Annotated in this window: 4 protein-coding genes; all 4 read left to right on the forward strand. The window is 75.6% G+C overall.

Features of this window, described 5'->3' with window-relative positions; all coding sequences use genetic code 11:
- Positions 1-147: 147 nt before the first annotated feature.
- The gene (locus LLG88_15000) at positions 148-1,032 is read left to right on the forward strand and encodes a YicC family protein (GenBank protein ID MCE5248214.1); all 885 of its coding nucleotides are present in this window, start codon (positions 148-150) and stop codon (positions 1,030-1,032) included.
- Positions 1,029-1,667: a guanylate kinase gene (gene gmk / locus LLG88_15005; protein MCE5248215.1), complete on the forward strand. Its 639-nt coding sequence runs from the start codon at positions 1,029-1,031 to the stop codon at positions 1,665-1,667. Before LLG88_15000 ends, gmk begins: the two co-directional genes overlap by 4 nt.
- Position 1,668: 1 nt before the next feature.
- Positions 1,669-2,871 carry a bifunctional phosphopantothenoylcysteine decarboxylase/phosphopantothenate--cysteine ligase CoaBC gene (gene coaBC, locus LLG88_15010; GenBank protein MCE5248216.1) on the forward strand — a complete coding sequence of 401 codons (1,203 nt, stop codon included), beginning with the start codon at positions 1,669-1,671 and terminating at the stop codon, positions 2,869-2,871.
- The coding region (locus LLG88_15015; GenBank protein ID MCE5248217.1) for a hypothetical protein at positions 2,868-3,092 on the forward strand (225 nt) is incomplete at its 3' end. The genes coaBC and LLG88_15015, both read left to right, overlap by 4 nt.

A 3,092-nucleotide genomic window follows, 5' to 3' on the forward strand; every position in this document is an offset into this window, starting at 1 on the left:
GCGCCCCGGCCCGGCGCGGGAGGCGGCGTTGGCCGGGATCGCCGAGGCCGCCGGGCGGCTCGGTCCTCCCGGCGCCTACGCGCGGGCGGCCGAAGCGTTCCTCGACACCTTGGACGGCGCCGCGCGCGCCGCGGAAAAGGAACAGCGATGATCCGCAGCATGACCGGTTACGGGAAGGGACGGGCCGCGGAGGGCGACCTCGCCGCGACGGCGGAGGTGCGTTCGGTCAACAACCGCGGGCGCGAGATCCGCTTCCGCCTGCCGCAGGAGCTGTTTTCGTGCGAGGACGCGCTCCGGGCGCAGGCGAACGCGGCGATCGCGCGCGGACGGGTGGACGCGACGATCGCGTGGGAGGGCGCCGGACCGGCCGCGCCGCGCTGCGTGGTCAACGTCGCCGCGGCCAGGGCGCTGCGCGAGGCGTGGGTCACGCTGCAGCGGGAGCTGGGGCTCGAGGATCCGCCGACGGCGCAGGCGCTGCTGCGTCTTCCGGGCGTCGTCGAGCCGGCGCCGGCCGAGGCGCTGGACATCGAGCGGTGCGCGCGGGTCGCCGCGGCGGCGCTCGGCGCGGCGCTCGCCGTGCACGCCGAGGTTCGCGCCCGCGAAGGGGCGAAGCTGGCCGAAGACCTCGAGGCGCGGCGCGGGACGATCGTCCGCCTGGTCGGCGAGATCGAGGAACGGCTCGAAGGGGCCACGGAGCGGCTGGCCGAGGCGATGCGGGCCCGGGTGAAGCAGCTGCTCGGCGAGACGCCGCTCGACGAGCAGCGGCTGGCGCAGGAAATCGCCCTCGCCGCGCAGAAGGCGGACGTGACCGAAGAGCGCGTGCGGCTGCGCGCCCATCTGCAGCGGCTCGGAACGCTCTTCGCCGAAGGGGCGGAAGAGATCGGCCGGGACCTCGAGTTCCTCGTGCAGGAGATCCGGCGCGAGGTGAACACGCTGAGCGCGAAGACCTCGGATCCGGAGATCGACGCGCGCTCGCTGGCGATCCGCGCCGAGCTGGAGCGGATCCGCGAGCAGGCGGCGAACCTCGAATGAGCGGGCGCGGGGAGCTGTTCGTCGTCAGCGCCCCGTCCGGGGCGGGGAAGAGCACGCTCGTCGCGCGGCTGACGGCGGCTCTGCCCGACCTGGTCTTCTCCGTCTCGTGGACGACGCGCGCGCCGCGTCCCGGGGAGGAAGACGGCGTCGCCTATCACTTCACCGACGAGGCGACCTTCCACGAGAAGATCGCCGGCGGCGAGATGCTGGAGTGGGCCGAAGTCCACGGCCGGCTCTACGGCACGGGGCGGGCCGAGACGCTCGCCGCGCTCGACCGCGGCCGCGACATGATCCTCGACATCGACGTGCAGGGGGCGGCGCAGGTCCGCGCCTCCGGCTTGCCGGCCGTCTTCGTCTTCATCCTTCCGCCGGACTACGAGACGCTGGTCCGTCGGCTGGAGGGACGGGCGACGGAGACGAACGCCTCGCTCGAGCGGCGGCTGGCCAACGCCTGCGTCGAGGTGCCGCAGAGCCGCCTCTTCGACTACGTCGTCGTCAACGACGACCTCGACGACGCCGCGGCCGACCTGATCGCGGTCGTGCGGGCCGCGCGGGCGGGCCGCGCGCGGCGCGCCGAGCGGCTGGAGGCGATTCTCGCGACGTTCCCCGCGCCGGCGCGGAACGGCGGGCACTGACGTGGCCGCGCCGCGGATCCTGCTCGGCGTGACCGGCGGAATCGCCGCCTACAAGGCGGCCGAGATCTGCCGCGCGCTGGCCAAGGACGGGGCCGAAGTCCAGGTCGTCCTGACCAGCCGCGCCGCGGAGTTCGTCGCGCCGCTCACGCTCGCGACCCTCTCCGGCCGTCCGGTCGCGCGCACCGAGTTCGGCGCGGAGCCGTCGCCGACGATCGGCCACATCGAGCTCGCCCGCTGGGCCGACGCGCTGGTCGTCGCCCCGGCGAGCGCCAACACCTTGGCCCGCTTCGCGCAGGGGCTGGGGGACGACCTGCTGAGCACGGTCTTCCTCGCCTTCGCCGGGCCGGTCGTGCTGGCCCCGGCGATGAACCCGAAGATGTGGGCCGCGCCGGCGACGCAGGCCAACGTCGCCTCGCTCGCGCGGCGCGGCGCGGCGATCGTTCCGCCCGAAGAGGGGACGATGGCCTGCGGCGACGAGGGCGCCGGGCGGCTGCCGCGCGTCGAGACGATCGTCGCCGAGGCGTTGCTGGCGGCGCGCCGCTCCCGTTCGCTCGAAGGGCGCCGCGTCGTCGTCTCGGCCGGTCCGACCTACGAGCCGATCGACCCGGTCCGCTTCGTCGGCAATCGCTCGTCGGGCAAGATGGGATTCGCCGTGGCGGCCGCGGCCCGCGCGCGCGGCGCGTCGGTCGCGCTCGTCGCCGGCCCCGTCGCGCTCGGCACGCCGTGGGGCGTCGAGCGGATCGACGTCGAGACCGCGCGCGAGATGCGCGACGCCGTGATCGCGGCGGCCGCGGACGCCGACGTCGTCGTGATGAGCGCCGCGGTCGCCGACCATCGCCCCGCGTCGTTCGCCGAGGACAAGATCCACCGCCCGGGCGAGGGGTACGCAATCGCGCTGACGCCCAACCCCGACATTCTCGCCGAGCTCTGCTCCGCGCGGCGCGCGGGGCAGGTCGTCGTCGGCTTCGCCGCGGAGACGCGCGACGCGGCGACGCGCGGCGCGGCGAAGCTGGTCCGCAAGGGGTGCGACCTTCTGGTCGTCAACGACGTCACGGCGCCGGGCGCCGGCTTCGGCGTCGACACGAACATCGTCTCGCTCCTCGCGCCGGACGCGCCGGCCGAGGAACTGCCGCGGATGGGGAAGCGGGAGGTCGCGGAGCGGATCCTCGACCGCGTCGAACGGCTGCTGGGGGAGAAGCGGTGAGCGAACGGGATCCGCGCTTCGACGCGCTCGGCTGGCTGGCGATCTACCGCGATCTCGGCGTCGGCGAGTTCGACGTGCGCGCCCGCGCGACGTCGCCCGCGCCGCCGGCCGCTCCCGCCGCGCCGGAGGACACGGAGATGAGAGAGCCGACGACGACCGCGTCGTCCGCGGCCCGCGCGGCGCGGACGCGCGAGGCCGCTCCCGCGCCGCGCGCCGCCGCC

The organism is bacterium, from assembly GCA_021372775.1.
Lineage (GTDB): Bacteria > Acidobacteriota > Polarisedimenticolia > J045 > J045 > JAJFTU01.

Coding starts and splice junctions, on each gene's coding strand:
- LLG88_15000 (MCE5248214.1), top strand. CDS start 148: ATGATCCGCAGCATGACCGGTTACGGGAAGGGACGGGCCGCGGAGGGC.
- gmk (MCE5248215.1), top strand. CDS start 1,029: ATGAGCGGGCGCGGGGAGCTGTTCGTCGTCAGCGCCCCGTCCGGGGCG.